17 protein-coding genes are annotated in these 16,842 nt (G+C 71.8%); 16 read left to right on the plus strand and 1 reads right to left on the minus strand.

Annotated features, from left to right (window positions below; translation table 11 throughout):
* Positions 1-80 precede the first annotated feature (80 nt).
* The 11 genes from VFL28_05670 to VFL28_05720 all read left to right on the plus strand — a co-directional run bounded on the left by VFL28_05670 (position 81) and on the right by VFL28_05720 (position 10,921).
* Positions 81-488 (plus strand): carboxymuconolactone decarboxylase family protein, encoded by a 408-nt coding sequence (locus VFL28_05670; protein HET7264138.1) that lies wholly within the window; start codon positions 81-83, stop codon positions 486-488.
* A gap of 114 nt (positions 489-602) precedes the next feature.
* Entirely contained in the window at positions 603-1,649 is a 1,047-nt protein-coding gene (gene argC, locus VFL28_05675) for an N-acetyl-gamma-glutamyl-phosphate reductase (GenBank protein HET7264139.1), read from the plus strand.
* 19 nt (positions 1,650-1,668) lie between these two features.
* Positions 1,669-2,886, plus strand: coding sequence for a bifunctional glutamate N-acetyltransferase/amino-acid acetyltransferase ArgJ (gene argJ, locus VFL28_05680; protein HET7264140.1), 1,218 nt, complete (start codon positions 1,669-1,671; stop codon positions 2,884-2,886).
* A gap of 55 nt (positions 2,887-2,941) precedes the next feature.
* Positions 2,942-3,817 carry an acetylglutamate kinase gene (gene argB / locus VFL28_05685; protein HET7264141.1) on the plus strand — a complete coding sequence of 292 codons (876 nt, stop codon included), beginning with the start codon at positions 2,942-2,944 and terminating at the stop codon, positions 3,815-3,817.
* Between the two features lie 10 nt (positions 3,818-3,827).
* Positions 3,828-5,057 carry an acetylornithine transaminase gene (locus VFL28_05690; protein HET7264142.1) on the plus strand — a complete coding sequence of 410 codons (1,230 nt, stop codon included), beginning with the start codon at positions 3,828-3,830 and terminating at the stop codon, positions 5,055-5,057.
* An 11-nt stretch (positions 5,058-5,068) separates the two neighbouring features.
* Entirely contained in the window at positions 5,069-6,352 is a 1,284-nt protein-coding gene (locus VFL28_05695) for an argininosuccinate synthase (GenBank protein HET7264143.1), read from the plus strand.
* Positions 6,353-6,361: 9 nt separating this feature from the next.
* Positions 6,362-7,963, plus strand: a complete 1,602-nt coding sequence (gene argH / locus VFL28_05700; GenBank protein ID HET7264144.1) for an argininosuccinate lyase — start codon at positions 6,362-6,364, stop codon at positions 7,961-7,963.
* 2 nt (positions 7,964-7,965) lie between these two features.
* Entirely contained in the window at positions 7,966-8,454 is a 489-nt protein-coding gene (gene argR / locus VFL28_05705; GenBank protein ID HET7264145.1) for an arginine repressor, read from the plus strand.
* A 53-nt stretch (positions 8,455-8,507) separates the two neighbouring features.
* Positions 8,508-9,008 (plus strand): rRNA maturation RNase YbeY, encoded by a 501-nt coding sequence (gene ybeY / locus VFL28_05710; GenBank protein ID HET7264146.1) that lies wholly within the window; start codon positions 8,508-8,510, stop codon positions 9,006-9,008.
* On the plus strand, positions 9,005-9,496 hold the full coding sequence (locus tag VFL28_05715) for a diacylglycerol kinase family protein (protein ID HET7264147.1): 492 nt from the start codon (positions 9,005-9,007) through the stop codon (positions 9,494-9,496). The genes ybeY and VFL28_05715 overlap by 4 nt, the downstream gene beginning before the upstream one ends.
* Positions 9,497-9,622: 126 nt before the next feature.
* Positions 9,623-10,921, plus strand: coding sequence for a hemolysin family protein (locus VFL28_05720; protein HET7264148.1), 1,299 nt, complete (start codon positions 9,623-9,625; stop codon positions 10,919-10,921).
* A gap of 24 nt (positions 10,922-10,945) precedes the next feature.
* Here VFL28_05720 and VFL28_05725 read toward each other — a convergent pair whose 3' ends face one another.
* The gene (locus VFL28_05725; GenBank protein ID HET7264149.1) at positions 10,946-12,037 is read right to left on the minus strand and encodes an SIS domain-containing protein; all 1,092 of its coding nucleotides are present in this window, start codon (positions 12,035-12,037) and stop codon (positions 10,946-10,948) included.
* Between the two features lie 142 nt (positions 12,038-12,179).
* Between VFL28_05725 and VFL28_05730 the strand changes: the two genes are divergently transcribed.
* From VFL28_05730 to glyS, 5 genes are read left to right on the plus strand one after another with little or no spacing between them, the layout of a single operon-like run.
* A complete protein-coding gene (locus tag VFL28_05730) occupies positions 12,180-12,662 on the plus strand; it encodes a cytidine deaminase (GenBank protein ID HET7264150.1) in 483 nt (160 codons plus the stop codon).
* A complete protein-coding gene (gene recO, locus VFL28_05735; GenBank protein ID HET7264151.1) occupies positions 12,649-13,518 on the plus strand; it encodes a DNA repair protein RecO in 870 nt (289 codons plus the stop codon). Before VFL28_05730 ends, recO begins: the two co-directional genes overlap by 14 nt.
* Complete coding sequence (locus VFL28_05740) at positions 13,482-13,727, plus strand: hypothetical protein (GenBank protein HET7264152.1); 246 nt, start codon at positions 13,482-13,484, stop codon at positions 13,725-13,727. Before recO ends, VFL28_05740 begins: the two co-directional genes overlap by 37 nt.
* 10 nt (positions 13,728-13,737) lie before the next feature.
* A complete protein-coding gene (locus VFL28_05745; GenBank protein ID HET7264153.1) occupies positions 13,738-14,628 on the plus strand; it encodes a glycine--tRNA ligase subunit alpha in 891 nt (296 codons plus the stop codon).
* Positions 14,612-16,765 (plus strand): glycine--tRNA ligase subunit beta, encoded by a 2,154-nt coding sequence (glyS, locus tag VFL28_05750; protein ID HET7264154.1) that lies wholly within the window; start codon positions 14,612-14,614, stop codon positions 16,763-16,765. The genes VFL28_05745 and glyS overlap by 17 nt, the downstream gene beginning before the upstream one ends.
* Positions 16,766-16,842: the final 77 nt, after the last annotated feature.

The following is a 16,842-nucleotide window of genomic DNA, read 5'->3' on the forward strand; positions in this document are numbered from 1 at the left end:
TCGGCCCGCCGGGCGCGAAGCCTCCCAGGAGGCGCGAAGGCGGCCGACACAGGGCACGGCGAGACGGGGAGGTGGTGACGGTGAGTCGCTTGACCGACGCGGAGCGGATCCAAGAAGGCGCGCGCATTCGCCGGCAGGTGCTGGGCGGCGGATACGTCGATCGCGGCAAAGCCCAGGCGCAGGTCGATCCGTTCTACCAGCACTTTGTCGATTTTACGACGGAACACTGTTGGGGCACGGTCTGGGTGCGTCCCGGGCTGGATTTCAAGACCCGCAGCATGCTCAACCTGGCGATGCTGAGCGCGCTGGCTCGCTGGCACGAGTTCGAAGTCCACGTGCGCGGCGCGCTCAACAACGGCGTCACCGAGAACGAGATCGCGGAGATCCTGCTGCAGGCCGGCGTCTACGCGGGCGTGCCGATCGCCGCGGAGGGCTTCCGGGTGGCGAAAAAAGTGTTCGACGAGCGCAAGGCCGGTCAGGCCGGCTAGCCCGAGGCCCGGACGCCCCCGCGGGAGCGGGACCGGCCGCCGAGCGGGCGGCGGTGTCGGCCCCCGGACGGCCTGCTTGCAACTTTATTCATATCCGTGTATGATTATTCCGTCGTGGCCGTTCGGGTGAGCGTGATCGGGGCGTCGGGGTACGGCGGGGCGGAGGCGGTGCGCCTCCTCGCCACGCATCCCCACGTCCGCATCGCGCACGTGACCGCCGAGACGCAGAAGGGCCGGCGCCTCCCGGACCTCTATCCGAACCTGCGCGGCTTCGTCGACCTCGTGACCGAGGAGGCCGCCCCCGCGGCGCTCGCCGCGGACTCGGACGTCGTCATCGCCTCTCTGCCGAGCGGGAAGGCCATGGCGCTCGTGCCCGAACTGCTCGAGCGGGGCGTGCGGGTGATCGACGTGGCCGCGGACTTTCGCCTCCGCGATCCCGGGCAGTACCCGGTGTGGTACAAATTCGAGCACACGGCGCCGCGGTATCTCGCCGAGGCCGTCTACGGCCTCACCGAACTGTACCGGGACAAGATCCGCGCGGCGCGGCTCGTCGCCGACTGCGGCTGCTATCCGGCGGCGGCGTTGCTGGCGCTCGTGCCGTTCGTCAAGGCGGGTCTCATCCGACCGGAGGGCATTGTCGTCAACGCGGCGTCGGGCGTGTCCGGAGCCGGCCGGGGCGGCGTCGGCGGCGGGTTCGGGTATTCCGAGACCAACGAAGACCTGCGGCCGTACTCGGTTGCGACGCACAACCACACCGCGGAGATCGAGCAGGAGCTGTCCGGCCCGGCCGGCGGCCCCGTGCGCGTGACGTTTGTCCCGCACCTCGCGCCGATGACGCGCGGCATCCTGGTCACGGCCTACGCGCGGCTCGCGCGCCCGGCGGACGCGGCCGCGGCCCAGGTCATCTTGAGTCAGGCGTACGAGGGGGAGCCGTTCGTCCGCGTGCTGCCGGACGGCGCGCTGCCGCAGACCAAGGCGACGCTCGGCAGCAACTACTGCGACCTGGCCGCGCGGGTGGACGGCCGCACGCAGACGCTCATCGCGATGGCGGCGCTCGACAACCTGGGCAAGGGCGCCGCCGGGCTCGCGGTCCAGAACCTCAACGTGATGTGCGGGTTTCCCGAGGAGGCGGGCCTTAGGACGCCCGCGCTGTACCCGTAGGGACGGAGAGGGAGGCGGCATGGCGGGCACGGTGACGCGGTTGGTGCAGGGGGGCGTGACGTCCGCGCAGGGCTTCATCGCCTCGGGTGTGCACTGCGGGATCAAGCCGCAGAAGAAAGATCTCGCGCTGGTCTTCTCGCGCGTGCCGGCCGCGGCCGCCGGCGTCTTTACCACGAACAAGGTCAAGGCCGCGCCGGTGCTGCTCGACATGGAGCGCATCCGCTCGGGGCGCGGACAGGCCGTCGTGCTGAACAGCGGGAATGCGAACGCCTGCACCGCCGAGCAGGGCATGCGCGACGCGCGGGAGATGGCTCAACTCACGGCCCAGAGCCTCGGCGTCGCGGAGGACCTCGTGTACGTCTGCAGCACCGGGGTGATCGGCCGGCTGCTGCCGATGGAGGCGGTCCGCCGCGGGATTCCCGAGGCCGTGCGGCAGTTGAGCCCCGACGGCGGCGCCGCCGCGGAGGCGATCATGACGACCGACACGGTGCCGAAGGCGGCCGCGGTGCAGGTGGCGATCGCCGGCCAAGCCGTCACGGTGGGCGGCATGACGAAGGGCGCGGCGATGATCCACCCGCAGATGGCGACCACGCTCACGGTGCTGACGACCGACGCCGCCGTCGCGCCGCCGCTGCTCCAGGCCGCTCTTCGGCGGGCCGCGGAGGTCTCCTACAACCGCGTCACCGTCGACGGCGATCAGAGCACCAACGACACGATCTTGCTGTTGGCGAACGGCGAGGCCGGCGCGCCCGAGATCACCGAGCCCGGGGAGGCGCTCGACGCGTTCCAGGCGGCCCTCACCGCGTGCGCGACGGACCTCGCGCGGATGATCCCGCGGGACGCCGAGGGCGGCACCAAGCTGATCGAGGTGACCGTGCGCGGCGCGCAGAGCGAGGAGGACGCCTACAAGGCGGCGCGGGCGGTCGCGCTGTCGCCGCTCGTCAAAACCGCGATCTACGGCCGCTCGCCGAACTGGGGCCGGATCTTCGTCGCGGTCGGCGGGTCGGGCGCGGAGGTGCAGCCGGAGCGGATGTCGGTCCGCATCGGCCCCGTGCTGGTCGCGGACCGCGGCGGCCCGGCGGGGGAGCCGGAGAGCCTCGCCGAGGTCGCGCGCTACATGGCCGGCGATACGATTACGGTGGTCGTCGATCTCGGGCTCGGCCGGGGCGAGACGACGATGTGGACGTGCGACTTCACGGAGCAGTACGTGAAGGAAAACGCCGACTATCTTACGTGAGGGAGGTTCGCGGCGTGGCACCTGCCGGGCGGCGCATGCGGGGTCGAATGAGCTCATGAGCCGCACTCCGATGCTCGCGGCCGGCGAGGCCGCGCTGGCCGGCGGCGTGATCGCCCAGGGCCTCGGGTACGTGAGCGCCTGGAAGGGCAAGACCGTCGTCGTGAAATTCGGCGGCAGCGTGCTGGACGTCGCCGGCCGATCGACGATCGCCGAAGACCTCGTGCTGCTGAAGGGCGCCGGCATCAACGCGGTGCTCGTACACGGCGGCGGGCCCGAGATTACCCGCATGCTCGAGCGGCTCGGCAAGCCGTCCAAGTTCGTGCACGGGCTGCGGGTCACGGACGCGGAGACGATGGAGGTCGTCGAGATGGTCCTCGCCGGCCGCGCCAACAAGTCGCTCGTTTCCGTGATCACGCAGGCCGGCGGCAGGGCGGTGGGCCTGAGCGGCAAGGACGGACGGATGCTGCTCGCGCGGAAGTACGAGTCGAACGTCGACCTCGGCCAGGTCGGCGAGGTGGCGGCGGTCGACCCGGCGCTCGTGCGCACGGTGAGCGCGGACGGCTACATCCCCGTGATCGCGTCGATCGGCATCGGCCAGGACGGGACGAGCTACAATCTGAACGCGGACACCGCGGCCGGCGCGCTCGCCGTCGCCGTCGGCGCGAGCAAGTTCATCCTGCTGACCGACGTCGACGGCGTGTACCGGGACCACGAGGCCAAGACGCTGCTGTCCGAGCTGCGGACCGCCGACGCGGAATCGATGATCCGGGACGGCACGATCAGCCGCGGTATGATCCCGAAGGTGTCGGCCTGCCTCGACGCGATCCGCGGCGGCGTGCCGAGCGCGCACATCATCAACGGAACCGTGCCGCACGCGCTCCTCGTGGAGCTGTTCACCGAACGCGGCATCGGCACGATGCTGACCCCGTAGGAGGGAGACCATGACGAATCGCGAGGTCGCACAGTTGAGCGCGCGGGTGCTGGCCCCCAACTACCGCCGGGCGCCGGTCGCGTTCCGCGAGGGGCGCGGAATGCGTCTCTGGGACGTGGAGGGTAAAGAGTATCTCGATTTCGTCGCCGGCATCGCGGTCGACGTCCTCGGGCACTCGCACCCGCGGCTCGTCTCCGCCATCCAGGAGCAGGCCGCCCGCATCGTCCACGTCTCGAACCTGTACCTGATTGCGGAGCAGGCGCGCCTTGCCGAGCGGCTCATCGGAGTGGCCGGGATCCCGGACGGTCGGGTGTTCTTCTGCAACAGCGGCGCAGAGGCCGCGGAGGCCGCGATCAAGCTCGCCCGCAAGGCCGGCCGCGCCCGCCGCGGCGCGGACGTGTACGAGATCATCGTCGGCGGCCACAGCTTCCACGGCCGGACGATGGGCGCGCTGTCGGCGACGATGAACCCGAAGTACCACGAGGGCTTCGAGCCGCTCGTGCCGGGGTTCGTGGAGGTGCCGTTCAACGATCTGGGCGCCGTCGAGCGCGCGGTTGGTCCGAAGACCGCCGCCGTGCTGATGGAGCCGGTGCAGGGCGAGGGCGGCATCAACCCCGCGGACGACGCCTACCTCACCGGCCTGCGGCGGCTGTGCGACGCGAAGGGCCTGCTGCTCGTGCTCGACGAGATCCAGACCGGCTTCGGCCGCACGGGCCGCTGGTTTGCGTACCAGCACGCCGGCGTCATGCCGGACATCCTGGCTCTCGCGAAGGGCCTCGGCGGCGGCGTGCCGATCGGCGCGGTGATCGCGCGCGAGGAGATCATGCAGGCGTTGCAGCCGGGTACCCACGGCACCACGTTCGGGGGCAACCCGCTCGTCTGCGCCGCCTCCCTCGCGGTGATCGAGACGATCGAGGCCGAAGGCCTCGTCGACAACGCGCAGGACACCGGCGCCTATTTCATGGGCCGCCTGCGCGACCTGGCGAAGAAGACGCCGGCCGTGACGGAGGTCCGCGGCCGCGGGCTCATGGTCGCGGTGGAGATCACGGTGCCGGCGGACCAAGTGGTCGCCGCGTGCATGGCGCGGGGCCTCCTCGTCAACAACGTGCGGCCCACGTCGATCCGCTTCGTACCGCCGCTCATCGCGACGCGCGCGGACGTGGATCGGGCGATCGAGCTGTTCGGCGCGGCGCTGGCGGATGTGGCGGCCGCCGCCAAAGCCCCGGCGTCGGCCGGCTGAGGAGCACGCTGATGGCGCAGCCCAAGAACATCGCACTGGCGTACAGCGGCGGGCTCGACACCTCCGTCATCATCCCGTGGCTCAAGGAGCGGTATCCGGGGGTGCGCGTCGTCGCCGTCGTCGCCGACGTCGGCCAGGGCGACGACTTCGACCAGGTGAAGGACAAGGCGCGGCGCAGCGGCGCGGACGCGGTCCACGTCGTCGACGTGCGGCGGATCTTCGTGACGGATTACATCTGGCCCGTCCTGCGGGCGGACGCGATCTACGAGGGCCGCTACCTCCTCGGCACGTCGATGGCGCGGCCGCTGATCGCGCGGGTGCAGGTCGAAGCCGCCGTGGCCGAAGGGTGCGACGCCCTCGCCCACGGCTGCACCGGGAAGGGCAACGACCAGGTCCGGTTCGAGCTGACCTACCAGGCGCTGGCGCCTCGGCTCGCGGTGATCGCGCCGGTCCGCGAGTGGTCGCTCGGCTCCCGTGAGGAAGAGATCGACTACGCCCGCGCCCACGGCGTACCGGTGCCGGTGACGCACGAGAAGCCCTACAGCATGGACGGCAACCTGTGGCACCAGAGCTACGAGGCGGGCATCCTCGAGGACCCGTGGGCGGAGCCGCCGGCGGACATGTTCCGGTTGACCGTCGATCCGGCGAGGGCGCCGGACGCGCCCGAGTACGTGGAAATCGGCTTCGAGGCCGGGACGCCGGTGGCGATCGACGGCCGGCAGCTCGACGCGGTCGAGTTGGTCGCGTCGCTCAACAAGCGGGCCGGCGCGCACGGCGTCGGCCGGGTGGACATCGTCGAGAACCGGCTCGTCGGGATGAAGAGCCGCGGCGTGTACGAGACGCCCGGCGGGGCGGTGCTGGTCGAGGCCCACCATCACCTGCAGACGATCACCCTCGACCGGGAGACGCAGCATTTCAAGGAGCTGGTCGCCCCACGCTACGCGGAGCTCGTCTACTACGGCCAGTGGTATTCGCCGCTGCGCCGGGCCCTCGACGCCTTCGTCGCCTCGACGCAGCGGACCGTTACGGGCACGGTGCGGGTGAAGCTCTACAAGGGGACGTCGACGGTCGTGGGGCGCCGCGCTGCGCGGTCGGTGTACAGCTACGATCTCGCTACGTTTGGCCGCGGCGCGGGTTACGATCAGAAGGACGCGGAAGGGTTCATCCGGCTCTTCGGTCTGCCGACCCGGGTGTACGCGGCGGCGAATCCGGAGTCCACCCGCGACGAATCCCCGATCTCCCTCGAGATCCCGGCGGGATCGGCGCAACAGGGCGGGGGGCGGCCCCGCCGTTGAGGGCTTGACGTGAATAAGCGGCCGCGCGGCCGCGGGGGAGACGACACGGGCGGTGAACTGCCGGCGGACGAGGCCGGCGCCCGGATGTGGGGCGGCCGGTTCCGAGGCGCGGTCGATCCCAAGGTCGCCGCGTTCACGACGTCGCTGCCGTTCGACCGCCGGCTGTACCGCGCCGACATTCTCGGCAGCATCGCCCACGCCACGATGCTGAGCCGGTGCGGGATCATCGAGCCGGCCGAGGCGACGGAGCTGGTCCGCGGCCTCCGCGAGCTGATTCAAGAGATCGACGCGGGCATCGTCGACATCGAGGGCGCCGAGGACATTCACTCGTTTGTCGAGGCCCGGCTGCGCACGCGTCTCGGCGACGTCGCGGGGCGCCTGCACACGGCGCGGTCGCGCAACGACCAGGTGGCGACCGATCTGCGGGTGTACCTGAAGGGCGAGATCGTGACGCTCGTCGGCCGGACCGCGGCGCTGCAGCAGGTGCTGCTGATGCTGGCCGAGGCCCACCCGTCGGTGATCATCCCCGGGTACACGCACATGCAGCGCGCCCAACCCGTGCTGCTCGCGCACCACCTCCTGGCGTACGTGTGGATGCTGCAGCGCGACACGGAGCGGCTCCGGGAGGTGTTCGCGCGCACGGACGTCCTGCCGCTCGGCGCGGCGGCCCTCGCCGGCACCTCGTATCCGATCGACCGCCGGCTGGTCGCCTCGCTGCTCGGCTTCTCCCGCGTGGCGGAGAACAGCCTCGACGCGACGGCGGACCGCGATTTCGCGGTCGAATTCATTGCGGCCGCGTCGCTTCTGATGTCGCATCTGTCGCGGCTCGCCGCGGAGATCGTGCTCTGGGCGACGTCGGAGTTCGGCTTCGTCGAGCTCTCGGATACGATCAGCACCGGCAGCAGCATCATGCCGCAGAAGAAGAACCCGGACGCCGCGGAACTCGTGCGCGGCAAGGCCGCGCGCGTGCTCGGCGACCTCACCGCCATCCTGGCTGTGCTTCGCGGACTGCCGCTCGCCTACAACAGCGACCTGCAGGAAGACAAGGAGGCGGTGTTCGACGCTGTGGACACCGCGCAGGGGAGCCTGCAGGTGATGGGCATCGTGCTGAACGGCGTCCGGTTCGACACCGGGCGCATCTCCGCGCACCTGCGGGGCGGCCTGATGGGCGCCACCGAGCTCGCCGACTACCTCGCGCGCCGCGGCATGCCGTTCCGCGACGCGCACGAGCTGGTCGGCCGCGTCGTGCTCTATGCGCAGGAGCGCGGCCGCGAACTGTGGGAACTGTCGCCCGAGGAGTACCGGCGGATCAGCCCAATGCTCGGCGACGACGTCCGCGAGCTGACGACTCCCGCCGGCGCGGTCGCGTCGAAGCGGTCGGAAGGCGGCACCGCGCCCGAGCGGGTCGCCGAGCAGACGCAGGCCGCCCGCGGCGCGGTCGCGCGCACGCTGTCTTGGCTGTCGTCGCTCCCGGCCGTTCCGGCGGAACGGGAAATCGCGCCACCCGCCGCCGCCCGTCCGGCGGCCGGGCCGCCCGCCCCGGGCGGCGGTGCGTCGGCTTCGACGACATCGTTGCCGGCGAGTCCGCCGAAAGGCGGTCCACCGGAGTAACGATGGCGCCTGCCCGCCGCGAAGCGACGCGTACCGAGCGCGAGCGCCGCATCCGCGAGATCCTCGGCCGGCACGCGATCGAGACCCAGGACGACCTGGTCGAGCGGCTGCGCCGCGAGGGCCTCGCCGTGACGCAGGCCACCGTTTCCCGCGATATCAAGCGTCTGGGGCTCGTCAAGATTCCGCTGTCCGACGGACGGTCGCAGTACGTCGCGCCTGAGCGGCCGTCGCCGGCGGACGTGCTGCGGCGCCTCCAGCACGCGGTCACGGAGTACGTGCTGTCGGTGGACGCCGGGGAGGACCTCGTCGTGGTCCACACCCTGACCGGACGGGCGAACGCCGTGGCCGCCGCGATCGACGAGATGCAGTGGCCGGCCGCGGTCGGCACGATCGCCGGCGACGACACGATCCTCATCGTGCCGCGGCGCCGCGCCGGACGGCCGCGCCTCCTCGCGATGCTGCGGCGCGTGATGGAGGGCGGCGCGCCCTAGGCGGCCGAAGGGGTCGCGTCCGGACGGACAGAAACGTCCACGCGACGCACGCGATGGACGTCATCGTTACGAATCTCCAAGGCATCTTCGTGGACCCGAAGTTCGTCCGCGACGTCGTGGTCCAGGTTCTCCGCCTCCAGGGCTATCCCGCGCCGCCCGACGTCGGCGTGGCTCTCGTGGACGACGCTTACATCCGCGTGCTCAACCGCGAGTACCGCGGCAGCGACTACGCGACCGACGTCCTGTCGTTTCGCCTGGACGACGGCGGCGGCCCGGGCGCCGGCGGCGCGGCGCGGGGTGGGGGGGAGGCGGAGCCGCCGGTTCTCGGCGACATTGTGATTTCGGTTCAGCGAGCCCGGGATCAGGCGCGTCAATTCAAGCAGACGCTGCGGCGCGAGGTGGCGATGCTGGCGATCCACGGCGTGCTGCACCTCCTCGGCTACGATGACGAAACCGAGGCCGCCGCCTCGGTGATGTGGGCGCGGCAGAAGGAGCTGCTCGACACGATCCTCGGCGCCGCTGACGGCCGCGACCCCGCCCGGGGCCCCCGGTGAGAGAACCGGCGGGCGATCAGGCGGCGGACCGCGCCGCTCCGGCGCCACGTTCGTTCGCGGCGGCGATCAGGATCGCCGCGGGCGGCGCCGCCTACGCGGCCCGGCGGCATCCCAATCTGCGGACGCACATCGCGATCGCGGGGTTCGTGCTGCTCGGCGGGGCGGCGGCGGGCTGCTCGGCGGTGGAGCTGGCGCTGCTGACCGGGGCGATCGGGCTCGTACTCGCCGCCGAGCTCGTCAACACGTCGATCGAGATGCTCACGGACCTCGTGTCTCCGCGCTACGATCCGCGCGCGGCGGCGATCAAGGACGTGTCGGCCGCGGCGGTGCTCGTGGCGTCCGGCGCCGCGGTCGCGCTCGCGGCGTTCATCTTGGTTGGCCGCGCGTGGCCGGGAACGCCGCTCCCCGGGCGGACGGCCGCGGCGCTCGGCGCCGCGTGCCTGACCGCGTTCGTACTGGCCGTCCGCGGCCGCACCGCGGACGCGTAAGCCGCCAGGGCGCCGGATGGTATAATTGCGTCATTGGATACGATAATTCCATTAGCGGCTCCGCGTTTTCGCCGGTTACCGTCCCGGCGCGCCCCCGCGGGCGCCGGGGCTGAAGGGTAGGCGCCGTTGGGCCTCCGGTTTGCCCTCCTCGCGTTCCTCATTCTCTGCGGTGCGTTCTTCGGCGCCGCGGAAACCGCGCTGTTTGCCGCGAGCCGGCTCACGCTGCGCCGGATGCGCGACGCCGGCGACCGCCGGGCCCGCCTCGCGCACCAGCTGCTGGAGCACCCCGGCCACCTGCTGACGACCCTGCTGGCCGGTAACACAATCGCCAACGTGGGCTCCTCTGTCGTTGCGACGTCGATCGCTCTCAGCCTGCTCGGCCGCCGGGCGGGAGAGATCGTCGCCTTCATCGGCGCGACCGCGCTCGTGCTGATTCTCGCCGAGATCGCACCGAAGACGCTCGCGGTGCGCTACGCCGACCGGTTCGCGCTCAACGTCGCCGGCACGGTGCGGGCGGTCAGCCTTGTGCTGACGCCGCTCGTGCGCCTCCTGTCGCTGGCCGGGACGGCGGTCGTCCGGCCGTTCGGCGGCGCGATCACGCCGCACGCGCCCCTGGTGACGGAGGATCAGCTGCGGTTCCTCGTCCAGGTCGGCGAGGAAGAGGGGGTCATCGAGGAAGAGGAACGCGAGATGATCCACTCGATCTTCGAATTCGGCGACACGCTCGTGCGCGAGGTAATGCGGCCGCGCGTCGACATCGTCGCCGTGCAGGCGAAGGCCGCGATCAACGAAGCGCTCGGCCTGATGATGGAGTCCGGCCACTCGCGGCTGCCCGTGTACGAGGGCAGCGTCGACCACATCGTCGGCGTCGTCTACGTCCGCGACCTGCTGCCGGCCCTCCGCCAGGGCCGCCTCGACCAAACCGTCGGCGAGATGCAGCGCCCGCCGTTCTTCGTGCCCGACGCGAAGAAGGTGGACGAGCTGTTCCGCGAGATGCAGCGCCGGAAGATCTCCATGGCGATCGTCGTCGACGAATACGGCGGGACCGCCGGGGTCGTCACGATGGAAGACCTGCTGGAAGAGATCGTCGGCGAGATTCAGGACGAGTACGATCTCGAGGAGAAGCCCATTCAGCTGATCGACGACCGGACGGCCGTTGTCAACGGCCGGACGCACATCGACGAAGTCAACGAGATCCTGGGACTGCAGCTGCCGACGGAGGACGTCGATACGATCGGCGGGCTCGTCTACGCGCTCGCCGGGCACGTCCCGGTACAGGGCGAAACGGTCTCCCTCGCGGGCGCCGAGCTGCGCGTCGAACGCGCCCTCGGCCAGCGCATCACCAAGGTGCGGATCACGCGCCAGACCGCGCCGCCGGCGCCGCAGGAGGCCGAAGTCTCGGGCCGGACGCCGGGCACGGCCTGACGGCCGGTCGTCGGTCGCCGGAGCTTAGAGCGCGACGCGGCGGTAGGCCGCGCGAAACCTCGGGTCGTCGAGGCGAAAGCTGTCGGGGTTCGTGCCGCGGGCGAGGGCGAGGTGGTACGAGAACAGCTGCAGCGGCACCGCGCAGGTGAGCGCGGTGAACGGCTCGGGCACGGCCGGCACGCGCCAACGCGCGGTGACGCCGCCGCCCGCGATCGACGCCGTTCCGTCGTCGACCACGATCAACTTCGCGCCGATCTCCTGCACCGCCGCCGCCACGTCCGTGACGCGGGGCTGGGCGGCGCCGGCCTGAGCGATGAGGATGAACAGATCCTCGCGTTCGGTCGATTGGAACGGACCGTGCAACATCGCCTCCGCGCTCATCCCCTCCGCCGTGGCGTAGGAGGTCTCTTTGATCTTCAGCGCGCCTTCGGTGGCGGCGACGGCGCCCGGCCCGCCTCCGACAAGCCAGATGCGCGGGCTCGACGCGAGGCCGCGCGCCCGGTCGGCGATCTGCGGTTCGAGGGCGAGCGCTCCCCGCAGCGCCCCCGGGACGGTAGTCTTGAGCACCGCGGCGTCGAGCACAGGCCGCGCCCGGCGCGCTGCGCCGATCTGCGCCGTGAGGACCCCCAACGCGGCCACCGCGCCGGCGTAGCTCACCGTGTGCGTCGCCGAACGCTCTTGCGCCACGGTCTGGATGACCACGTCTGCGACCGCGCGATCTTCGGGACCGTCGCCGGTTACCACCACGGTTGGAGAACCGGCCTTCCTCGCCCGTACCAGCGCGTCACGAGTGTACCGCTTCGTACCGCGGTGCGTGACCGTGATCACGCCGTCCCGGGGGCCGAGCGTCGGACCGTAGAGCGCAAAGTCGAAGGCGTGCGCCGCGTACACGGGCATCCCGCCGTAGCTCCGCATCAGATACTCGGCCGTCAGCGCGGCATGATACGAGGTGCCGATCCCGACGAAATAGAGGCGGTCGCAGGCGGCGAGGCGGGGCGCGCAGGCTTCGGCCGCGGCCGCGGTGCGGCCGGCCACCGCCGCGAATGCGTCGGGCTGTTCCCGCATGGCCTCGTACATATAAAAAGGATGCGCGGTGCGGGCGTCGGCGGGGGTCATACGGCACACTTCGCGGCCGGGGCGCGGCGCTCCCCGCAGCAGGAGTCCGCGAAGGCGGCCCGGACCGGGGGGGGTGTCGCACAGGACGCGGACCCCCATCAGCGAATCCCTGACCGATCTCGCCGCCGTTCGAGGAGTGTGCATGGTTCACCGCTCTCCCGATTACCGTCCGTTGATCCGCGCCGCCCGCGCGGCCCGCGCGCGGGCGTACGCGCCGTATTCACGTTTTCCCGTCGGCGCGGCGGCCCTCACCTCGGACGGATCGATCTACGCCGGCGCGAACGTCGAGAACGCGTCGTTCGGGCTTACCCAGTGCGCGGAGCGGGTCGCGATGCAGACGGCCGCCGCGGCCGGGCACGTGCGCATTCGGGCCGTGGCGATCGCGGGAGCCGCCGGCATCTCGCCCTGCGGCGCCTGCCGCCAGGTGATGGCCGAATTCGGCGTGCGCACGGTCGTGATCGCCGCGGAGGGATCCGCGCCGGCCGTCGTGACGTTCGCGGACCTGTTGCCGCATCCGTTCGGCGCCCGGAACCTACAAGCGGCGAGGCCGCAACGCGCGCGTCCGAGTCTTCGTACACGCGCGCCGTCCGGCGGTCGCCGTCGACTGCGTCATGCCGGTTTATAAAGTCGCAGCCGTCGTTCTTCGGCACCAGCCCGTGGGCGAAGCCGACCGGGTGTTGACGCTGTTCACTCTGGAGTACGGCAAACTGCGTGTTTCCGCCCGCGGCGTGCGCAAGACGACGAGCCGCCTCGCCGGCAGGGTCCAGCCGTATACGGAAGGCCGATTTCTGCTGGCGCGCGGCCGCACGCTCGACGTCGTCGCCCAGGCGGAAGTCGTCCGGTCCTTTGCCGGGCTGCAGCAGGACCTGCTGCGGAGCGCCTATGCCGCCTACGTGGCGGAGCTGGTCGACCGGTTTCTCCCGGAACGGGACCGCCATGCCGAGGTCTTCGCGGCGCTCGTGGACGCGCTCGGCGTGATCGATACCGCGGGCGAAGACGAGGCCGAGGTCTACGCGCTGTGGTTCTCGCTGCGCCTCGCCGACAGCCTCGGCTACCGTCCGGAGTTGGACCGCTGCCTGGCCTGCGGCCGCGCGCTGCCGTCCGGCGCCCCGTCGGGCGATCCGGACGCGGTCCCCGCGGCGCGAGGGGGCGCCGGATGGGCGTTCAGCCCGGCCGCGGGCGGCGCGTTGTGCCCCGCGTGCGCGGCCGGTGAGACGTCGGCCGTCCGGGTCGCGCCGGGTGTGCTCGCGACCGGCGCCTACCTCCTCCGCGGCACCGCCGAGCACGCGCGGCGCCTCCGCGTCCCGGAGCGTCAGCGACGGGCGCTGGCCGCGCTGGTGCAGGCGCACCTGGAATACCACCTCGACGGCCGCCTGCGCGCCCCCGCCGTGATCGCGCGGCTTCGTCAGGCGGGCCGTGGTAAGATAGACGCGGAGGTGGTCCCATGGAAGTCGATCTCGAACGGGCGAAGCGGGCGCTGATCCACTTCGGATCGGCGATGGAGGAGGCGCAGGGCGTCGTCCGCAACGGAAGGCCCGGCGTGGTGCGCTTCCACACCGATGACAAGGTGCTGGAAATGCCGCTCACCTGGGCCGCGGCCGGGCTCGCGGCGTTCGCGCTCGCCAGCATGCTGACGCAGCTGCCGTCGTTCCGGAGAGTGCGCGAAGAAGAGCCGCTCGGCATCGGATAGCCGCACCCGCGTGACGTTTCAAGAACTCCTCATCAGCCTGGAGCGATTCTGGGCATCGCAGGGCTGCGTGATCGCGCAACCCTATGATGTTGAGGTCGGCGCCGGGACGATGCATCCGGCGACGTTCCTCCGCGCGCTCGGTCCCGAGCCGTGGCGCGCGGCGTACGTGCAGCCGAGCCGCCGTCCGGCGGACGCCCGGTACGGGCAGAATCCGAACCGCCTCTACCAGCATTATCAGTACCAGGTGATCCTGAAGCCGTCGCCGGACGACGTGCAGGATCTCTACGTCCAAAGCCTTCGCGCCGCGGGCATCCGGCCGCGCGATCACGACCTCCGGTTTCTCGAAGACAACTGGGAATGGCCCACCGGCGGCGCCTGGGGCGTGGGCTGGCAGGTATTCCTCGACGGGCAGGAGATCAGCCAGTTTACGTATTTCCAGCAGGTCGGCGGGCTCGATCTGCCGCTTGTGTCCGCTGAGCTGACCTACGGCACGGAGCGGATTGCCCAGTTCGTTCAGCGCAAGGCGAGCGTCTACGACCTCGTGTGGACCGAGGGCATCACGTACGGCGAGGTCCGGCGCGAGGAGGAGGTGGAGCACTCGAAGCACGCGTTTGACGTGGCGGACATCTCGACGCTCCGCTCGCTCTTCGACGCGTACGACCGGGAGGGGCGCCGGCTGCTCGAAGAGGGCCTCGTCCTGCCCGGGTACGAGCAGTTGCTGAAGTGCTCGCACCTCTTCAATCTCCTCGATGCCCGCGGCGCGGTCGGCGTCGCCGAGCGCGCGAGCCTCCTCGGCCGCTGCCGGGTGATCGCGCGCGGGTGCGCGGAGCGCTACCTCGCGCAGCGCGAGTCGCTGCGATGGCCGCTGCTGCGCGGGGGTACGCATGCCGCCACAGTCTAAGCGCCTCGTCTTGGAGATCGGCACCGAGGAGCTGCCGCCGTCCGCGGCGTGGGACGGCATTCGACAGCTTCGAGAGCTGGCGGGGCCGGCGCTCGAGGAGGCGCGCCTCGACGCCGGGGACTTGCGGGCGTACGCGACCCCCCGCCGCCTGGTGCTGATCGTCGAGCGGGTGGGGCTGCGCCTGCGGGATCTGGTTCGCGAGATCCGGGGGCCGGCGGTGCGCGTCGCGTTCGCACCCGACGGGCGGCCGACTCCGGCGGCGGAGGGCTTCGCCCGCGCGCAGGGCATCGACGTCGGCGCGCTTGAGCGGCGGAGCACGCCGCAGGGCGAGTACGTCTACGCGGTGCGGCGCGAGGCGGGCGGGGACTCCGCGGCGGCGCTGGCGGAGTGCCTACCGGCGCTCGCGGGCCGGCTCTCCTTCCCGCGGGCGATGCGGTGGGGCGCCGGGACGACCCGGTTTTCGCGGCCCGTGCGGTGGATCGTGGCGCTGCTTGGCGAGGACGTTGTTCCGCTGAGGTTCGCCGGGGTGTCCGCCGGCCGCGAGACCGCGGGGCACCGCGCGCTGCACCCCGGCCTTGTCGCCGTCGCGTCGGCGGAGGGGTACGAAGCCGCGATGCGCACCGCCCGCGTCATGGTGGATCCGGAAGCGCGCCGCCGCCGCATCACCGCGGGGATCCGGCGCGCGGCGCGCGGCGCGGGCGGGCGGCCGATTCTCGACCCCGACCTGCTCGACGAGAGCGTTCAACTCGTCGAGTGGCCGACGGTGCTCGCCGGCCGGTTCGACCCGCCGTTTCTGGCGCTGCCGCGGGAGATCCTGATCACGGTGATGCAGCACCACCAGAAGTACTTCGCGGTCGAAGACCGGGACGGCACGCTCCTGCCGGCGTTCGTCGCGCTGCGGAACGGCGGGACCCGCAACCTCGACGGCGTGCGCGAAGGCAACGAATGGGTGCTGCGGGCACGCCTCGGCGACGCCCGCTTCTTCTTCGAGGAGGACCGCCGCGAGCCGCTCGAGGCGCGCATACCGATGCTCGACGACGTGACGTTCCTCGAGCCGCTCGGGACGATGGCGGCCAAGACGGCGCGGCTCGAGCAACTTACAACGCGCCTCGCGGTGTGGCTCGGCGACGGGCCCGCGGAGGCGCGGGCGCTGGCGCGCGCCGCGCATCTCGCCAAGGCGGACCTCGTGACCCAGGTCGTGCGCGAACTGCCGGAGTTGCAGGGGATCGTGGGCGGCCTGTATGCCGCGCTCGACGGCGAGCCGGAGGCGGTGGCCGCCGGTGTCCGGGAGCAGTATCTGCCCCGGGGCGGCGTGCTGCCCCGCACGGCGGTCGGGGCGCGCCTTGCGCTTCTCGACCACGCCGACACGCTGGCCGGGGCGCTGTCGGCCGGCCTCGTGCCGAGCGGGTCCCAGGACCCGTACGGGCTGCGCCGCGCGGCCAACGCGATCGTCACGATTCTGCTCGACCGGCATTGGTCCGTCACGATCCCGGATCTGACGGGGGCCGTCCTCGACGGATACGCTGTGGCGGACCCGGCAAGCCGGGCGCGGGTGCTCGAGGCGGTTCGGGACCTGGTGCGCCAGCGGCTGCGGGCCGCGCTCATCGATGAGGAGATCAGCTACGATACCGTCGACGCCGCGCTCGCCGCGGGGATCGATTTACCGCCCGACGCGGCCGCGCGCGCGCGCGCGCTGTGGGTGTTCCGGCGGACGGCCGAGTTTGCGAAGACGTATACGGCGCTCGACCGCGCGGCCCGCATCGTGCCGGCCGGCTTCGACGCCGAGGTCCGCGAGGATCTGCTGACGGCGCCGGCGGAGCGGGCGCTGCTCGACGCGATCCGGGCGGCGTCCGCACCGCGGGCCGGCGACGGGCGCCCGCCGCGGGGGGCCGCGGCGCCGAAGGACCTCGCGGCGCACTACGAACGGAATCTCCGGCGGCTCGCGTCGCTTGCGGGGCCGGTCGACCGGCTTTTCACGGACGTGCTGGTGATGGCGGAAGACGAAGCGGTCCGCCGCAACCGCCTCGGCCTGCTGGCGCACGTCGTGCGGCTCGTCCGGCCGATCGCGGATCTGTCCAAACTGGTGGTAGCCGATACACGGGCTGAAGGAAAGCAGGCGGCTGTCTCCCAAGCATGACTGGCCGCACATTTCTACGCGAGGTGATCCCGTAATGGCTATTCGTCTCGGCACGAAACCGCGGCGGGGGGCCGCTC

It is taken from the genome of bacterium (assembly GCA_035691305.1).
Taxonomy (GTDB): Bacteria; Sysuimicrobiota; Sysuimicrobiia; order Sysuimicrobiales; family Segetimicrobiaceae; genus DASSJF01.

What these genes read in the sequence shown, in the direction of transcription:
- argJ (HET7264140.1), top strand. Translation starts at nt 1,669, where the DNA reads ATGGCGGGCACGGTGACGCGGTTGGTGCAGGGGGGCGTGACGTCCGCG.
- argB (HET7264141.1), top strand. Translation starts at nt 2,942, where the DNA reads ATGAGCCGCACTCCGATGCTCGCGGCCGGCGAGGCCGCGCTGGCCGGC.
- VFL28_05690 (HET7264142.1), top strand. Translation starts at nt 3,828, where the DNA reads ATGACGAATCGCGAGGTCGCACAGTTGAGCGCGCGGGTGCTGGCCCCC.
- VFL28_05695 (HET7264143.1), top strand. Translation starts at nt 5,069, where the DNA reads ATGGCGCAGCCCAAGAACATCGCACTGGCGTACAGCGGCGGGCTCGAC.
- argR (HET7264145.1), top strand. Translation starts at nt 7,966, where the DNA reads ATGGCGCCTGCCCGCCGCGAAGCGACGCGTACCGAGCGCGAGCGCCGC.
- ybeY (HET7264146.1), top strand. Translation starts at nt 8,508, where the DNA reads ATGGACGTCATCGTTACGAATCTCCAAGGCATCTTCGTGGACCCGAAG.
- VFL28_05725 (HET7264149.1), bottom strand. Translation starts at nt 12,037, where the DNA reads ATGACCCCCGCCGACGCCCGCACCGCGCATCCTTTTTATATGTACGAG.
- VFL28_05730 (HET7264150.1), top strand. Translation starts at nt 12,180, where the DNA reads ATGGTTCACCGCTCTCCCGATTACCGTCCGTTGATCCGCGCCGCCCGC.
- recO (HET7264151.1), top strand. Translation starts at nt 12,649, where the DNA reads ATGCCGGTTTATAAAGTCGCAGCCGTCGTTCTTCGGCACCAGCCCGTG.
- VFL28_05740 (HET7264152.1), top strand. Translation starts at nt 13,482, where the DNA reads ATGGAAGTCGATCTCGAACGGGCGAAGCGGGCGCTGATCCACTTCGGA.
- glyS (HET7264154.1), top strand. Translation starts at nt 14,612, where the DNA reads ATGCCGCCACAGTCTAAGCGCCTCGTCTTGGAGATCGGCACCGAGGAG.